Source organism: Lysinibacillus sp. S1 (assembly GCF_044986265.1).
GTDB classification, from domain to species: Bacteria; Bacillota; Bacilli; order Bacillales_A; family Planococcaceae; genus Lysinibacillus; species Lysinibacillus capsici.
In genome coordinates this window covers 3,452,504-3,470,000 of record NZ_CP173154.1, presented here as the reverse complement: position 1 = coordinate 3,470,000, position 17,497 = coordinate 3,452,504, and the positions used below count along the sequence as shown (strand labels likewise).

General features: G+C 37.8%; 15 protein-coding genes. All 15 read right to left on the bottom strand.

The genetic code is table 11. From position 1 onward, the window contains the following. Positions 1-8 precede the first annotated feature (8 nt). The 15 genes from ACHZEU_RS17215 to ACHZEU_RS17145 all read right to left on the bottom strand — a co-directional run bounded on the left by ACHZEU_RS17215 (position 9) and on the right by ACHZEU_RS17145 (position 17,481). Positions 9-1,043, bottom strand: coding sequence for a toxic anion resistance protein (locus ACHZEU_RS17215; RefSeq protein WP_279496184.1), 1,035 nt, complete (start codon positions 1,041-1,043; stop codon positions 9-11). 22 nt (positions 1,044-1,065) lie between these two features. Continuing rightward, positions 1,066-2,697, bottom strand: coding sequence for a YceG family protein (locus tag ACHZEU_RS17210; protein WP_269897855.1), 1,632 nt, complete (start codon positions 2,695-2,697; stop codon positions 1,066-1,068). 95 nt (positions 2,698-2,792) lie between these two features. Continuing rightward, entirely contained in the window at positions 2,793-3,605 is an 813-nt protein-coding gene (locus tag ACHZEU_RS17205; protein WP_279496188.1) for a hypothetical protein, read from the bottom strand. A gap of 11 nt (positions 3,606-3,616) precedes the next feature. Beyond that, positions 3,617-4,717: a cysteine protease StiP family protein gene (locus tag ACHZEU_RS17200; RefSeq protein ID WP_279496190.1), complete on the bottom strand. Its 1,101-nt coding sequence runs from the start codon at positions 4,715-4,717 to the stop codon at positions 3,617-3,619. Continuing rightward, on the bottom strand, positions 4,714-6,072 hold the full coding sequence (locus ACHZEU_RS17195) for a phosphoribosyltransferase family protein (RefSeq protein WP_279496192.1): 1,359 nt from the start codon (positions 6,070-6,072) through the stop codon (positions 4,714-4,716). The genes ACHZEU_RS17200 and ACHZEU_RS17195 overlap by 4 nt, the downstream gene beginning before the upstream one ends. Further along, on the bottom strand, positions 6,053-7,246 hold the full coding sequence (locus ACHZEU_RS17190; RefSeq protein ID WP_279496194.1) for an HpcH/HpaI aldolase/citrate lyase family protein: 1,194 nt from the start codon (positions 7,244-7,246) through the stop codon (positions 6,053-6,055). The genes ACHZEU_RS17195 and ACHZEU_RS17190 overlap by 20 nt, the downstream gene beginning before the upstream one ends. Before the next feature lie 321 nt (positions 7,247-7,567). Then, positions 7,568-8,143: a TerD family protein gene (locus ACHZEU_RS17185; protein WP_016994007.1), complete on the bottom strand. Its 576-nt coding sequence runs from the start codon at positions 8,141-8,143 to the stop codon at positions 7,568-7,570. A gap of 34 nt (positions 8,144-8,177) precedes the next feature. Next, complete coding sequence (locus ACHZEU_RS17180) at positions 8,178-8,759, bottom strand: TerD family protein (RefSeq protein WP_048394760.1); 582 nt, start codon at positions 8,757-8,759, stop codon at positions 8,178-8,180. A 30-nt stretch (positions 8,760-8,789) separates the two neighbouring features. Continuing rightward, positions 8,790-9,407 (bottom strand): TerD family protein, encoded by a 618-nt coding sequence (locus ACHZEU_RS17175; RefSeq protein ID WP_048394762.1) that lies wholly within the window; start codon positions 9,405-9,407, stop codon positions 8,790-8,792. 277 nt (positions 9,408-9,684) lie between these two features. Beyond that, entirely contained in the window at positions 9,685-10,581 is an 897-nt protein-coding gene (gene nikC, locus ACHZEU_RS17170; RefSeq protein WP_054549024.1) for a nickel transporter permease, read from the bottom strand. Positions 10,582-10,593: 12 nt separating this feature from the next. Further along, complete coding sequence (locus ACHZEU_RS17165; protein ID WP_048394767.1) at positions 10,594-11,598, bottom strand: ABC transporter permease; 1,005 nt, start codon at positions 11,596-11,598, stop codon at positions 10,594-10,596. 225 nt (positions 11,599-11,823) lie between these two features. Continuing rightward, positions 11,824-13,440: an ABC transporter substrate-binding protein gene (locus ACHZEU_RS17160; protein ID WP_054549023.1), complete on the bottom strand. Its 1,617-nt coding sequence runs from the start codon at positions 13,438-13,440 to the stop codon at positions 11,824-11,826. 30 nt (positions 13,441-13,470) lie between these two features. Continuing rightward, positions 13,471-14,451 (bottom strand): ABC transporter ATP-binding protein, encoded by a 981-nt coding sequence (locus ACHZEU_RS17155; protein ID WP_259951033.1) that lies wholly within the window; start codon positions 14,449-14,451, stop codon positions 13,471-13,473. After that, positions 14,426-15,439, bottom strand: a complete 1,014-nt coding sequence (locus ACHZEU_RS17150; RefSeq protein ID WP_103118833.1) for an ABC transporter ATP-binding protein — start codon at positions 15,437-15,439, stop codon at positions 14,426-14,428. Before ACHZEU_RS17150 ends, ACHZEU_RS17155 begins: the two co-directional genes overlap by 26 nt. A gap of 296 nt (positions 15,440-15,735) precedes the next feature. Further along, on the bottom strand, positions 15,736-17,481 hold the full coding sequence (locus ACHZEU_RS17145) for an ABC transporter ATP-binding protein (protein WP_305193654.1): 1,746 nt from the start codon (positions 17,479-17,481) through the stop codon (positions 15,736-15,738). Between the last annotated feature and the right edge of the window lie 16 nt (positions 17,482-17,497).

Sequence of the window (17,497 nt, the reverse complement as noted above, 5' to 3'; positions counted from 1 at the left end):
GAAAGGAGCTAAGAACGCAATGTTAGCAATTGTTGCTCTGCTTGTTGGCGTTTGACCGTTTGTTCAGCACGTAAATGCTGATAATTGGCAATGCCTGATACAATAGTATCCCACATTTCTTCAGGAGTCTTGGTAGTGTTGGATTGTTGAGCCATGGCAGTACTTAATTGCACCGCTTCCTTGCTAGCTCCCCCAAATTGCCTCATACGATCTTCAAAGGCAGAGGCTGATTGACTTTGTAATTGTTGACGTCTTTCATTAACTGCATTCATCAAACCCATTTTAAAAACAGGAATGGTTTTAACAAAAGCCCCATTAATTTGTTCCATCAATTCACTGTTACCATTACGTAGCATATCGATTTGAGGGGCTGTGATAATAGCCACCATACGCGATTTTTCTAAGTCATCTATTTTTTGCTGGAGCATCTCTGCAATACCTTGCAAACGATTTAGCTCCATTTTCGCCAGCTGATTACCTGCTTCACTCTGTTTTTCATACATCGGAATCAATGTTGTTTGGACCTCATGAAGCTTCATGTCAGTTGCTACGATATACTTTTCTAGCTCAAGATAGTACATGAGGTCTTCTTGATATAAGCGTGCAAGTACTCGGTTATCCTTCGCTAATTCCTCTTCCATCAGTACAAATTGATAATGGATTTTCTCAATATCTCTCCCCAGTCCATTATATTTCGTAAATAAATCGCCATCATTTTTGGTCTTACGTGCAAACAGCTTTTTAAAAAAGCCCTTTTGCTCTGTAAAATCTTGTTTGTCGAATGTCTGCATAAGGGCTTCAAGCTGCTTAAATAATTCATTTGATTCGAAAGTTGTTGACTGGGTGATGATGGCTAAAATTTGATCTGCAAAAGTAGCTAATTTTGTAGACGGTTCTTTTCCTAAAGCTAATAGCTCTATCTGATTTTTTATATTGATTTGATTGGCAATTTGCCGTACCTCTGCATGATCCCTTAACTGTTCTTTGAAGGCTTCTGCTGTTTCCAGTGTCAGCTGCTTCAGCGTCAACGAGTTATTCGACATTCGTGCCGCCTCCTTCCTATCATCAGAAAAAACGATTAAAGAGTTTTTTTATGATTTTGTCGGGTGCAGTTTTCTGTGGCTTTGGTTCTTCATAGTGCAAGTCAAACAGCATATGCTCTAAACGGTGTACATCATAACTATCCTCTTGCAAATGCTTTTCTAAATCTAGTTGTCCTGTCGGATTATAAAAAACAATATCCACACCAAATCGATTTAAAAAGGCCAATAACGCTATATCTTCACGTGATAAAGCTGGTTGTTGAGGTGCTTGGTATAATACCAGCTTCGGTACCTCTTGGGAATAGTCAAAGCTTTGTAGTAATCTTAGGATCTCCTGTGGAATCATCGACATTTGTTTAAATAAAAATAACTGTAAATCATATAAGGTCTCATTTGGCTGCTGTTTCAACATGGGCTGCTCACAGGAAGTTTTTATCGTGTGTGCAATCGCACGTTGTAGCTCCAATGTTAACTCACCGTATTGCCACCAATCACTTTGCATAATACGCTCTACTGATAGTTCTCCATTTACTAGGCAATGCTTATAGTGAAAGTGGAAATTCGCTCTACTCGTTGGTGCATAGGGGAATTTCTGGACAAAAACAGTTTGCGGATTTGCTAATAACTGATGCATATAATACCAGTATTCTTCCCGTCTGCTCGAAACCCCACTAATTTTGGCAAATATGACTGGAATGACAATCTCATCCCCAATTACTTCAAACTGTGGTCGAACCAAAGCTTTCTCTTTTGCATAAATAAAAATATCATCATATGTCATCCGTAATGTTAAGGAGCGTGGCATAAAATCTTTAAACTGCCAAGGCTTATAGACACCTGATTGCTGATCATGCATTAATTGCTCAAAATGCTGACTAGATCGATATCCAACCGTTGCCTGCCGGTCACGCAACTTATCAGGAAATGGCTGTAAAGTTGTTTGATTGGCATACGCATATGTGATAGAGAAAGTATCATTAGGATCAATCTCAGCAAATTCATCTATTTTAGCTGGATGAAAAATTAACACATCACAACCGAGCTCCATTAATAACAATAAGAAATAGCGCTGACTTAGAGTTGCTTCCCCATACCAAACTACTTTAGGAAAATCGTCTGTTGGTTTCATGGATTTTGTCCATAGAATCCAATGGTTTTTTAGCCATTTCACCATATCAATTAAAAAACGGCGAAAGTCATTTGCTAGTAAACCTAATGATTGCTGTTTTTGAAAGAGCTCTACTACTTTAATGGTTGCTAACTGTAAATGGCGATTCATTACACTGTCATCATGCTTAGGAATTAATTGATAACCATACATCATTGCCACTAAACGATTAATAGATAGACCTTGTGGAGTTTGTTGATGCTGCGAAAGGATTGTTTGTATTGCCTGAAAGTCTTTTGGTTCAATATGTTTATTTAATTCTTCACTTAAAATATGGATGTTAGTGTTCTGTGATAATGTAAATAATGAATTGAAATAATCATCTTCTTCGATTGGTACGCCCAATACACGAACAGCAATTCTACTAAAGCTCACTTGCTGCTCTGTTGTTTCATAAAATGCACGATCCTTTGGTGAATCTTGAAACGCCTGTAGCCAATCATCAGGATGACGCTCCAACACTGATTTAATTGTGATTGTTTGCATACAAACGCACCTCCTAAAAATCATCCTCAGCCTATGCTAAAGCATTCATTTGTCATAGGACGTCTCACCTAATGACAACAAAAATATTTGAACATCTATACGATCGTTTGTTGTGATGTCATCTGTAAAACTGTTTCCAATAAATTCTTTGTAAATGCTTCACCATTGTGAGACGAGTAAGTTGTATTTTGTAAAAACTTTGGCTGTTTATCCTTTAAGTCTCCATGATTTGGTGTAAAACCTAAATCAGCCATTGCAAGCATGCCATAATCCATAATAGAATCACCTGCTGCTATATGCACATCGTATGTACAGAACTCTTTTATATATTCTATAGCCGCTTCCTTTGTCAGCACCTTGGGCATAAAATACAATTTTTTCCCTTGTAGCAGAACATGCCAACCATGCATATCAAACTCTTGAATCATCGCTTGTAATTCATCGTATGGTAAAATATCAATATCTACATGATGTACATAAAAAAGATCATCTATATAAAGAGATTGTTGTAGCCATGTATCAGATTTAATCGTCTGAAATAGCTTTAGCATATCCATACGAGGGATCGAGGAATCTTCAATACGTCTAGATAATGTTTGTGTCCATTTTTCATATGGCTGACCCTTTTCTACTATTGTACCCCCATTGCTTGTAATTGCAAAAGCAGGGCATAAATCATGAATAAAATGGATTCTTTGATATTGATGTAAAGCTCTTGTCGTAACAGGTACAAATAAAGTATGTTGGTGTACCTGTTGCAATAGGGGTGCTGTTGCCTGTGTCATCATACTCATTGCTGTTTCGTCCTTGTGTTCAACGACGATTGTCTCTGTAGCTGGCGGAAACATCTCCATCATGCGTTTAGAATAAATAAGGGTTCTATCTAAATCAGATGTAAATAATATCATCATATTCTCCTCTATAATTCTTTGATCAAACCACAACATGCATAGGACATATTCGAATACTCTTCAATCAATACATTTTTTTCCTGCGCTAATAATAAAATATGTTTCAATTCATGCATGTACTGTGGATTAATTAAAATCTTCCAAGGTATCCTTCTCAGCAAAACTCTTGTCGTTTCCCCAACACCTGGCTTAATGAAATGAATATTATCAATACCAAAATCTCGTTGAATTATTTGCACGGACTTCATACCCTCCCATGTAATTGGAGAGATTTCTTGCTCTTGAATTTGTTGCACAATTTTACTCTGTACTTGTTCAAAACATGTGACGATACGCTCTATGTACAGATTGGAGACATCTATTGCCTCTAATTCTTTGTAGTATTTTGCACCATGAAAATCGTTTGCATCCATAAACTGCAAATTTAATACCGTTCTACTTACTAATCCAGATACAGTGGAATTTAAACAAGCAGATGGTATTAAAAAATCCTCACGAGTTCCATAAATAGCTGCACAATGGCCAGGATCAGCCAAAACAGCTAAATCGCCACTTAACTGTTCTTGATATCGTAAATTAAACTTTTGGCAGGATTGAATTAATTCATTGGTAATTGCCCCTTTTCCTGTCCAACCATCAATAAATTGCAGACTTCCTAGAGGATGCTGTGTCAAAATATAACGAATTGCCGTTTCATCAAACCCACGACCTCGCAGTATAGAAATGGAGTAATGTGGAACATTCACATGATAATGCATGGCTATATACCGTTTGATTAAAATACCAATGGGTGTACCTGCACGAGCTAAACTCACAAGAATTAAATTTTCTAATCCTCTATTTTCAATGATTTGTTCTGCCACTACTCCAACGGCGATTGCTATTCTTTCTGCATGAACATCTAGCGCTTTATAAAAAAGATTCATGTAGGTATCCGATGGTTGCTTCTCCACTGGCAGCATTTCCGAATAATGTATACCCGATTGAATGAGTTGTTCACGTTTCTCATTATCCATTTCAAGGAATGCACTTCCAATATCACGCAATAAAAAAATAACGTCCTCTGGTGCATAACTCCCCATTTTATCTGGCTGCAAAGTCGATATCATCGTTCTACCTCCAATTCATGCATACTAATTACATATACTTTGGCGTTAGTGGCTTCTTGTAATGCCTTTACCACACGAGCAACTACCTCTTTACTTGCTATACGTTCCACTATGAAAAAAAGTTCCGTGTAAGACTGGCTTTGAAGATTATATAAAAAATTAGTGACCCCGTTATTTTCTGGACTTTCAAAGGCTATTTTATCGTTAATCGTATATACTAAATCATCCGTACAATAGATTGGACTACGAGTAGTTGACTGAAAATAAACATCATTTCCTAAATAAGAGGCAATTTGCATAGGAACATACATGAACTCACCCGAGCCAATAACAAGCGCTGGTCCATTTGTTCTTAGCTCTTGTAATTGCATAGCAATAGCTTGTATCGTTTGCTTTTGGTCAACATGCTGTTTTGACGTGAGCATAAATCTCCCTGTTGCTAGTAAATAGGGGTACTTATTTATTAATCCATTCTCCGCAACAGAACGATAGAATTTGCGATCAACAGATACTTGAATCGGACAAATGTCCATATCTCGTGCAACCTGTGTTAGTAAGTTTGGTTGTGTACTGGTTAAGCTTGGAATGCCTGAACAGCTAAAATTCCCACACATAATGGAGATGAATTCTATAGAGATACCCCATTGTACTTCTAATTGCTTAAAGATTGTTTGCTGCTGTTGGGAACGCCAATCTAAAATAGATAGTACCGCATATTGTCTCACTAAAGGAAATTTCTGTATTAAAGTCTCAATAATATTAATGACCGTATTTCCAGTAGTAATCTCATCATCAATTAACACAATGCGCTTAGCTTGCAGTAAAAATTCTGGTTCCTCCGTATAAATTCTATGGCTTGTCGCATGTGAATGTTCTTCTTCAAACGTAACAAATGGCTCAAAATCGGGCAACACTTCACGTGTTGTGTGGATATACATAGCATTCGAGTGAAAGGCATTAAATACTGCGTGTCCAAGTGCTGTTGCTGTCTCAGCAAAGCCAATAAACAATGTTTCATCCGTTAATTCTAGGGTTCCTTCTATGGATTTTTGTACTTCATCCAAATTAGCTCCGTCTTTTAAAGCTGTAACGACAGACGAAGCCATTACCTTTTGTCCCGTAAGATGCTGCTGATACATCATTGCTAAAAGAGTTCCTGTCAGTAAAGGGATTTGCGGACGGACAGCCAAATGTTTGCCTAGTACCGTGCTTACAAACAAAAATTGTCTCTTCTTATTAATCCGAGCCGCCATTCTAAACAAATCGGTTAGCGCAAAATTATGCGGATTGTAGGTAATTTCAATATCAATTGAATAATTCGGTAAAATGTTTAATTTACTCATTTGTTGTTGCATATACACTACCACCTATTTCAGACTGTAATAAAAGTGAGGCAAAATCGACAGATTCATGATAAACACCATAGACATGAGCCTGTTTTAAAATCCGTTGTGCCCATCTCATATGTGGCTTAATTTCATTCATTTTATTAGCATAGTGACTTTTCATAACACCTTTTTGTCCATCATTATTTTCTATAATACTTAGCGCATCTAAGTATTCCTCATACGAAATAGCATACAGGGCATGCACAACACGGATATGGCTCGGATGAATAATTGTTTTTCCCACTATGCCATTTTGTTTATCCATTAAAACTTCTTTCATTAATCCATCTAAACAATCGTCTAATAACGCTTTCCTTGTATCAAGCGCGCCTTTCTCACTAAATGGTGTCACTCTAAGTGCGGGCTTTAATACACGCTGATTATTAAAATACTCCCACACAGGCCCAGAAATAATAAAACCATCTTCCTCACGACCTAAGATATTTACAATATCTGCAATACAATCTCGTATGACACTAATATCATAAATGGTAGAATCCATACGCCGGCGAATTCCGTAAATACCACAAAAATCGGTAGCACCAATTCGTACATTTAATACACGGGCTTTGTATTGATGTAGAACCGCTTTAATGTCTAATAACGCTTCCATGCGAGATTCCTTATATAGTACCTCACGACTTTCTAAAATTGGCATACCATATAAAATTAAATCATTTTCTAAAATGGTTTGTTCAAGCAACTCGAAATAACGGGCACCCTGTTCTGCTGTAAACTTCGGAAAGACATAGCCAGTTAATATTTCTTGCTTTTTCCCTAAAACAGTTGTTAGCCTTTGAAATTGCTCAACATGACGTACTCGAACAAAAAGTAAAGGGAGCTCCTGAAGTAATAGCTGTTTTTGCTGATAGAGTGCATATAATTCACTAATATCCTCTATCAGCTTAGCTTCACAATCTACTAACTCTGCATCTCCAACTGCATCCTCCAAATCAATGACAAGTGATGTGAGTTCCTTATATTTTTGTGATCGGATCAAGCTCACAATCGTAGGCATGGAAGCTGGCATATACAAAGTCGCACCTAGGGCATATGACAAAATATCCGCCGTTTCCCATTTCGTAAACGGCTGTGGCTTCTTATAAAAAATCATCTCTGCATCTGTTGCAAAATGTTGCATCTAATCCTCTCCCCAGTAACTATGCCTTTTGTGAAAAAAGCACTGTATCAGCCTGTTCCATACAGACTAATACAGTGCCTTGTTTACACTGCTGTTTTCTTCTTCAACTTGTAAATAACAAATGTCAATAAGAATGCAGCTATTAAAATAATAACGAAAATTTCATGCGAAGGATGGTAGCCCCAATATACTAACACACATTTTCAGTGTATTACGATAAGCCCCTGTTACATCTGCTAGTTTAAAAACTGTGCATATGTATTTAATATCTCATTTAATACATCCACATCAGATCCTCCACCATACACCTACGTCTCATAGTTACTGTAGGCCATATGCATTGATTAAAGCAGCTAGTCCACCCTGGTAACCTGAACCTACTGCAGCAAATTTCCACTCACCATTATGTCGGTACAGCTCACAAAATACTACAGCCGTTTCAATACTGAAATCTTCACCTAAATCGTAACGCAATACCTCTGATCCCGACTCTTCGTTCGTCAATCGTACATAGGCATTTAAGACTTGCCCGAAGTTTTGATGACGTCCCTCGGCATCGTAAATAGTAACCGTCACTACAATTTTTTCTATTTGAGGTGATACTTGCTTTAAGTTGACAAGAATTTTTTCATCATCCCCATCCCCTGCACCTGTACGATTATCTCCCGTATGGACAACAGACTGGTCTGGGCTGGCTAGATTATTATAGAAAATAAAGTCCTGTTCATTACGACATTTACCTGAAGCATCTAGTAAAAATACAGATGCATCCAGGTCAAAGTCTTGTCCACCATCAAATTGCTTTACATCCCAGCCTAAACCAATGCCAATGCTATTTAAGCCTGGATCCTGCTTTGTTAAATCAATACGTTGCCCTTTACTTAATTGTATAGCCATTCAAAAATCTCCCTTTCTGTCCAAAGATGAAATTTTAGTTTACACTTAAGCCATAATCATTACATAAAGCAGCTAAGCCACCTTGATAGCCTGCACCAATCGCATTAAATTTCCATTCTCCGTTATGACGATATAATTCCCCTACAACAATAGCTGTTTCAATACTGAAGTCCTCGCCTAAATCATAGCGAATAATTTCTTCGTTGGAAGCAGCATTCATAATACGAATATAGGCATTAGACACCATACCGAAGTTTTGACTGCGAGACTCTGCATCATGAATGGTTACTGTGAAGGCTAGTCGCTGAACATGAGCAGGTACTTGAGTTAATGCCACTTTCACCACTTCATCGTCACCTTCGCCTACACCTGTTAAATTATCGCCTGAATGCTCAACTGAACCATTGCCACCTGTAGTGTTGTTATAAAAAATAAAATCATTTTGATCTGCAACTTTACCTGTATCAGCAAGTAAAAACACAGAGGAGTCTAAGTCAAAATCATGACCACCATCATATTTATTTGTATCCCAGCCTAAACCTACAACCACATTCGTTAATCCTGGATTTGTTTTAGTTAAATCTACCTTTTGACCTTTTTGTAGTGAAATGCCCATAATTTTTATTCCTCCTATTTAGTCAATTATTTATTGATATCTTCGAACAACGTCGCCAAGCTTTATGTCATTTGTTCCCGTACCAACCGCAGCAAATTTCCATTCGTTATTATGACGGTAAATTTCTCCACATACTAACGTCGTTAAATTCGAATAATTATCAGTTAAATTATAGCGAATTAGTTCGCTTCCTGTCCTGTCATCATACACACGAATATATGCATTATGAATCATACCAAAGTGTTGATTGCGACCTGCCGCATCATAAATGTTTACAACAAACACAAGCTTGTTATATTGCGAAGGTACAGACGATAATTCAATTGTAATTACCTCATCATCACCATCACCATCACCTGTTAAATTATCACCTGAATGTCGAACAGAACCACAGCTACTTGTTAATTTTCCGAAATAAACAACATCGTCACCCGCTACAACCTTATCATCTTGTAACATTAATACCGAAGCATCACAGTCGATACTTCTGCCACTGCCACTATTTCTGCTAGAAAATAAACCACCTAAAAAGCCGCCACTTTTCTCTTGGCCTACAGGGTCCCACCCTAAACCAACTTTAATTTTATTTAATCCTGCGTTACCCTTTGTTAAATCAACTCTTTGTCCTTTTTGTAAATTAATCCCCAATTCTAACACCCTCCTAAAATATGTATTTCAGTCGAAAGATTTTATGGTAAGCAATAATCTACTAAGCTAAAAGATTTCTACTTAAATTAAGTCTAAAATAACGTGACAAAAAATTCAATTAATGGCTCCGAAAAGGTGTTTTCACTTATTTTTGAAAGCCCCTCACGTCTTTTTCTATACTATAGAACGTTTTTGTAGTAAAAATGTTCCTTTTATATCCAATGGTCCAAGCAGCTAAAAAAACCTTCTAACTTGTAGAAGGCTATTGTCTTATTTACTAGCTTTTCATTTTTGGATCCAGTGCATCTCGTAGTCCATCACCCATTAGATTAAAGCCTAAAACTGTTAACATAATAGCTAAACCAGGGAAAATCATCGTCCACGGAGCATTTAATAAAAACTTCCGTGCATCCGCTAACATTTTTCCCCATTCTGGTGCTGGAGCTTGAGCCCCTAGCCCAAGGAAACCTAATGCTGCCGCTTCAATAATGGCTGTCGCAATTGCTAGTGTTCCCTGTACAATTATTGGGGTTATGGAATTCGGCAAAATATGGGAAAATAGAATTCGTGCATCACGCATACCAATTGCTTTTGCCGCTACTATATATTCCTCTTCCTTGACACTTAAAACCTTAGAACGGATTAAGCGCCCAAAATTCGGTACGTTAATAATAGCAATGGCGATTAATGCATTTTGTAAAGATGGACCAAGCACTGATACTACTGCAATCGCTAGTAGCATACTAGGGAAAGCTAGCATAATATCAAAAATACGTGAAATTATCGTATCGATCCATTTTCCATAATAACCTGCAATGATGCCAAGTAAACTACCAATTATCACGGACAAAATAACAGAGAAAAAGCCTACCCACAGCGAAATCCTTGCACCGTGAATGATCCTCGAAAAAATATCCCGTCCAAAATCATCCGTTCCAAACCAATGATCAGCGGATGGTGCCAGTAAACGCTTCGTTAAATCTTGTTCATTGATGCCCTGTGGTGCAATGAACGGACCAATGACAGCTAGTATAATAAAAAATATAACAATTCCTGCTCCAACAAGGGATACTTTACTCTTTTTAAAACTACGCCACCCTTCGAGCCATGGACCTACTGCCTTTTCTCGAACTGGTGATACTTCTTTTTTTATATCGATTGCTCCAGTCATCATTGCAACTCCCTTCTATTTGTATTTAATCCGTGGGTCGACTACTGTGTACAGTAAATCCACGATTAAGTTAATCATGATGAAAATAAATGCAACGACGAGAATACCTGATTGAATAACGGGATAATCCCTGAAGCCAATCGCATCATAAATATAACGACCAATTCCTGGCCAACTAAAAATCGTCTCTGTTAAAATGGCACCACCTAGCAGTAATCCAGTTTGTAGACCAATTACCGTTAACACAGGAATAACTGCATTCTTTAATGCATGCTTATAAACAACAATAAACATTTTTTGTCCTTTTGCTCTTGCAGTCCTTACATAATCTGAACGCATAACTTCCAGCATGGAGGACCTTGTGATTCTGGCAATGATAGCCATCGGAATCGTTGCAAGTGCTACTCCTGGTAATATTAATCGTTTTATAACTTCGATGAATTGATCAAAGCGGCCTTGAATAAGCGTATCCAATAAATAGAAATGGGTTATGGCGGTAATTGGATTTCGCACATCTTCTCGACCAGATGTAGGCAGCCATCCAAGCTTACTACTAAATGTCCATTGCTCCATCAATCCAAGCCAGAACACGGGTACAGATACACCGATTAACGCTATAATCATTGCTGTATAATCAAACCAAGAATTTTGGAACCACGCAGAAATAATGCCCGCATTCACACCAATAACAATCGCAATGATCATCGCAAATAGTGCAAGTTCGGCTGTTGCTGCTAAGTATGGGAAAATTTCTTCTGATACAGGTAGTTTCGTACGTAGGGAAACCCCTAAATCTCCCTGAAAAATACCTGCTAAGTAACTAAAATATTGTGTATACCACGGCTTATCTAATCCTAAACTTGCGTTTAACGCCTCGACCGCCTCTTTTGTTGCCTGTTGTCCTAAAATAACTTGTGCTGGATTTCCAGGAATTGCCCGTATCAACATAAAGACGATAAAAGTCATTCCAAGCAAAACTGGGATTAGTTGAAGTAAACGTCTCCCCATATAGTGAAGCATTTTCATCACCTCTCTATGATTTTCATAATCTACTGTGAAGTCTTTATATACTGTTGAAAGGTTGAGCCTTCACTAAACGGTTTTGAATGTTTAGTTGAATTCTTTCATACAGGAAATAATCATTATCTTTACTTGAAAAGAATCTGCGAGATTTCCACGGCTTACCCGCAGAAAAGCAAGCAGATTCTTCACATTCCTTTGTTCAATTAAAAATGATGAAATTTACTATTGAATATCTACTGCATCTAAACGGTCAGAACCAGTAGGATGCGCAATGTAATTTGTAACTTTCTTGTTAGCAGCTAAAATTGGAATAGAGTGAGCAAGTGGAACCCATGGAGCATCCTCAGAAATAATTACTTGAGCTTGCTTATAAAGTTCATTACGCTTGTCTTCATCAATCTCAGTTTGAGCAGCTGTTAATATCTTGTGTAATTCTGGATTATCATAGAACGTGTAGTTATTAGAACCAATATTATCGCCGTCTAATAACGTGTATAGGAAGTTATCCGCATCCCCATTATCGCCTGTCCAGCCAAGTAGGAATGCATCCGCTTCACCGTTTTGAGCTTTTTCTAAATACGTAGCCCATTCAAATGACACAATTTTAGATTTAATACCCACGTCTTCTAAGTTCTTTTGAATCGCTTCAGCCACTTTTTGTCCGTCTGGCATGTATGGACGTGGTACTGGCATTGCCCATAGCTCAATTTCCTTGCCATCGTAGCCTGCTTCAGCAAGTAATGCTTTCGCTTTTTCTGGATCATACGTATAGCCTGTCACTTCATCGTTATAACCAGAAATTACTGGTGGCATTGGGTTTTTCGCTGGCTCAGCTAGCCCTTCATAAAATGCATCTACTAATGCTTGTTTATCAATTGCATAGTTGACTGCTTGACGCACTTTTACATTATCAAAAGGAGGACGTGTAACAGTTAAACCAAGGTAACCAACGTTCATAGATGGACGTTCGATTAACTGTAAATTAGCATCACCTTCGATTGTTGCTTTATCAGATGGGCTTAAGCCATCAGCTACATCAATATTGCCTGCTAATAAATCATTTAAACGTGCTGAGTTTTCTGGAATAGAACGATAAATTACTTTATCTAATTTAGGATAGCCATCAATATAGTAATCCGGGTTTTTCTCAATTGTGATTGAATCATTACGTACCCAGCTAACAAATTTGAATGGACCTGTTCCTACAGGATTTGCAGATAAACTTTCTTCATCTGCTTCAAATGCTGTTGGAGAAGCAATCGCAAATGGAGACATTGCTAAATTTTTCAGGAATGGTGCTTGAGGTTGACTTAACTTAAAGACAACTGTGTAGTCTCCCTCTGCAGTTACTGATTCAATTACTTGCTTATCACCAACGACAAATTGCGAGCTAAAGTAAGGGTGTTTATCTGCACCTGTTTTCCAACGTTCAATATTTTTAACAACAGCCTCAGCATTGAAATCTGTGCCATCATGGAATTTCACACCTTCTTGTAGCTGGAAAGTATACGTTAAACCATCCTCTGATGCCTCCCATGATTTAGCTAAGCCTGGTTGAATTGTTACATCTCGCTCTCCAAAGTTTACAAGTGTTTCATAAATATTAGCTGTCACCGTGAAGGATTCACCGTCTGTAACAACAGCAGGGTCAAGTGCTACAGAATCTCCACCACGACCATACACTAAAATTTTTGGTTCTCCACTGCTAGCTGTATCGCCACCAGTTGAAGTATCTTTACTACCCGTATCCTTAGTATCTGAGCCGCCACATGCTGCTAAGATTGTCGAGAGAATAAGGAGTAGCATTACACCTAAAGTCCAAAACTTCTTTTTCTTCATCGAATTTCCCCCTATGAGTTTTTATATCATTTAATGTTGGAGTGCCTCGTAAAGATGGCAAGCAACATAATGACCTGGTTTCACTTCTTGCATTTTAGGTACTACCTGTGAGCACTGATCCATTTTAAACGGACATCTCGTATGGAAAGTACAACCGCTTGGCGGGTTTGAGGCACTTGGAATATCTCCAGAAATGATGATCTGTTCCCGTTCAAACGTAGGATCTGGAACAGGAACCGAAGATAAAAGTGCTTGTGTATATGGATGAAGCGGTTCAGCATATAAATCCTCACTCGCTGTCAGCTCAACTAATTTACCTAAATACATAACGCCAACTCGATTACTAATATGACGCACAACCCCTAAATCATGGGAAATAAAAATATAAGTTAGCCTTAAATCCTTTTGCAGCTTTTGCAATAAATTCAAAACCTGTGCCTGGATGGATACATCAAGTGCAGATACGGGCTCGTCCGCAATAATTAAGCGTGGATTGGTCATCAGGGCTCTAGCAATGCCAATACGTTGCCTTTGCCCTCCACTAAATTGATGCGGATAGCGTTTGATATGATATTCATTCAATCCAACAATCTCAAGTAGCTCCAACACTTTTTGTTTTCGCTCTTTGGCATTACCTATCCCATGAACAATAAGAGGCTCCTCTAAAATTTTGCCGATGTTATGGCGAGGATTTAGTGAGGCATAGGGATCCTGAAAAATCATTTGAATATCTCTACGTGCCTTCCTCATTTCATTGTTGGATAATTCTGAAATCATTTTGCCTGCGAATTCTATCCTGCCTCCAGTTGGCTCTAGTAAACGCATTAATAATCGACCCGTTGTGGATTTACCACAGCCTGATTCGCCAACAATTCCTAATGTTTCTCCTTCAAATACTTCAAAGGAAACATCATCTACAGCCTTTACATCCCCGGCATGTGAATTAAGGACTCCTTTTCGAATCGGAAAATATTTTTTTAACCCCTCAACCTTTAATAACGCTTTCGACACGTTGCTCCACCTCCTGTTTTTCTAGTAAAAAACATCTCGATTTATGATTCTCTGCTGCTTCAAATAAAGGTGGTGTTTCCTGTAAACAACGTTCCATTGCATATTGACATCGTGCTGCAAAACGACAGCCTACTTGAATACTTCCTGGTTTCGGTACACTTCCAGGAATGGAGTATAAATTTTCCTTTTTATAACGCATGTCAGGTACTGATTGAATGAGTCCTTGTGTATAGGGATGTTTAGGATTAGTGAAAATTTCATGAATCGGCGCCTCTTCCACTATTTGTCCTGCATACATAACAATCACTCGCTCACAGGTTTCCGCGACAACCCCCAGATCATGTGTAATTAACAACACAGCTGTATTCAATCGTTTATTTAAGTCTTTCATAAGCTGTAAAATTTGGGCTTGTATTGTAACATCCAATGCAGTTGTAGGCTCATCCGCAATCAATACTTGAGGGTCACAGACAAGTGCCATAGCAATCATCACACGTTGACGCATACCGCCAGACAGCTGATGTGGGTAGTCCTTTAGCAAATCCTCAGCACGTGGTAGACCTACCAATTTCATAATTTCAACCGCTCTTGCAAACGCTTCCTTTTTTGACCATTTTGGATTATGGATTAATATAGCTTCCTTTAACTGGTCACCAATCGTGAACAAGGGGTTTAGCGAAGTCATCGGCTCTTGGAAAATCATTGCAATGTCTTTTCCACGTATTTTTTGCATTTGTTTGTCCGTACATTTAGCAATATTTTTGCCATCTAGCAAAATTTCTCCACCCGTTATCTTACCTGGTGGTGATGGAATTAATCCCATGATGGACAGCGACGTAACACTTTTACCACTTCCCGATTCTCCTACAATCCCTAAAATTTCCCCTTCATGGACAGAAAAATCGATATCGTCTACAGCAGGAATTTGCCCATTATCTGTGAAAAAGGTTGTTTTCAAACCTTTTATTTCTAGTAGTTTTTTCCTCATGTGTAACGCCCCACCCTACCTATATTTTACTTAAATGTATAATAATATTAATAGAATACTATAACTTTCGTTAAATTCCTTATTTTCAGATAATTCTAACTAAAAACCCTTACTCTTTCAATCATTAATATTCTGCAAATTACATAGAATTTCTACAATAATCGCCTTCCATAATAATAAAATCTTATAAAGAGATAATTTTTTACTTTTTTCAAAAAAAAATAGCCTTCCATTTTCGAATAAATGAAAGACTTTTTTTGAAAAAATTTCTTAAACCGTTTAATTTTCGGAAAATTTTAATCTAAGTGCTGTACTTGGAATAAATTATAATATGTCCCTTGACTGTCCATTAACTGTTCATGTGTTCCACTTTCAATTAATTGACCATGATCGATGACGAATATCTTGTCAGCATGGGTAATTGTAGAAAGACGGTGCGCAATAATAATAGTTGTTCGTTCATGGGCAAGCTTGTCTAATGATTCTTGAATCAGTGCTTCACTTTCTAGATCTAATGCAGAAGTAGCCTCGTCCAGGATTAAAATTGGTGGATTTTTTAAAAACACACGCGCAATGGCAACTCGTTGTTTTTGTCCGCCAGAGAGCTTTACTCCTCTTTCCCCAACCTTTGTGTCATAACCATTAGGCAGACTCATAATAAAGTCATGGGCATTTGCCGCTTTGGCTGCTTCGATGACCTGTGCATCTGTTGCATCTGGTTTCCCCATTAATATATTCTCTTTGACAGAGTCACTAAAAAGTATATTGTCTTGCAAGACAATACCAATTTGAGATCGTAAGGAATGTAAAGTAACATCCCGTACATCTTTTCCATCAATGGTCACTTTCCCGCTTGTTGTATCATAAAAGCGAGGAATTAAACTGATAATCGTTGACTTACCACCACCACTCATCCCTACAAAGGCAACAGTCTCCCCAGGATTTATCGTTAAATCGATAGCATCTATAATAGGTGAGCCAGTTTCTTCATATTGGAAGGATACATTGTGAAAGCGAACCTGCCCATTTGCATGTGGTAGTTCACCAGCATAGTCCTTATCATTGACTTCATAAGGCTCATCTATTAAATCGAACATTCGATCCATTGAAGCGATTGACTGTGTTAAAGTTGTGGACGAGCTAACAAGTCGACGAAGTGGGCCATATAAACGTTCAATATAAGCAATAAAAGCAACCATTGTTCCAACTGAAAGTGACCCATTTATTACTTGATAGCCCGCATAGGCTATAACTAGTAATGGCGCTACATCTGTAATGGTATTCACGACAGCAAATGATTTTGCGTTCCACTTTGTTTGATCAAGCGCTTTTTCTAAAAACTCACCGTTTGCTGAATCGAACAATTTTTGCTCATGCTTTTCTAAAGTAAAGCTTTTAATAATGCTCATACCAGCTACACGTTCATGTAAATAGCTTTGTACACCTGCAAGTGCTTGAGAACGTTTCCGTGTCAAATCTCTCAATTTGCCAAAAAAGTATTTCACACTGAAAGCATAAAATGGAAATGCGACCAACGCTACTAGTGTTAGCTTCACATCCATGGTTAGCATAATGGCAATCGCAATTACAATCGTCGCCAAATCTAACCAAACATTCATTAACCCCGTCATGACAAAGGTTTTTGTTTGTTCAACGTCATTAATTACCCTTGAAATAACATCCCCTGCCCGTGTATTGGCATAATACCTTAAGCTTAAACGCTGTAAATGTGCATAAATTTCCTTACGAATATCAAATAGTACCTTGTTGCTTACGTGTTGTGCAAAATATTGTCGATAATACTCAATAGGTGGACGGATAATAAAGAACACAATAATAGTTCCACCTAGCCAATAAAATAGTTCTTTTGTTTTTTCTACATCTGTTAAGTCATCTGCTGCAATAATATCGTCTAGCACAATCTTAATGAGCAGTGGAATAAATAGTGGAATAGCAAATTTTACTATACCAATGATAATCGTTAAAATAATTTCCCATGTATATGGTTTAACAAAGCGCATATATCGCTTAATGCTTCCCAATTTATCATCACATCCT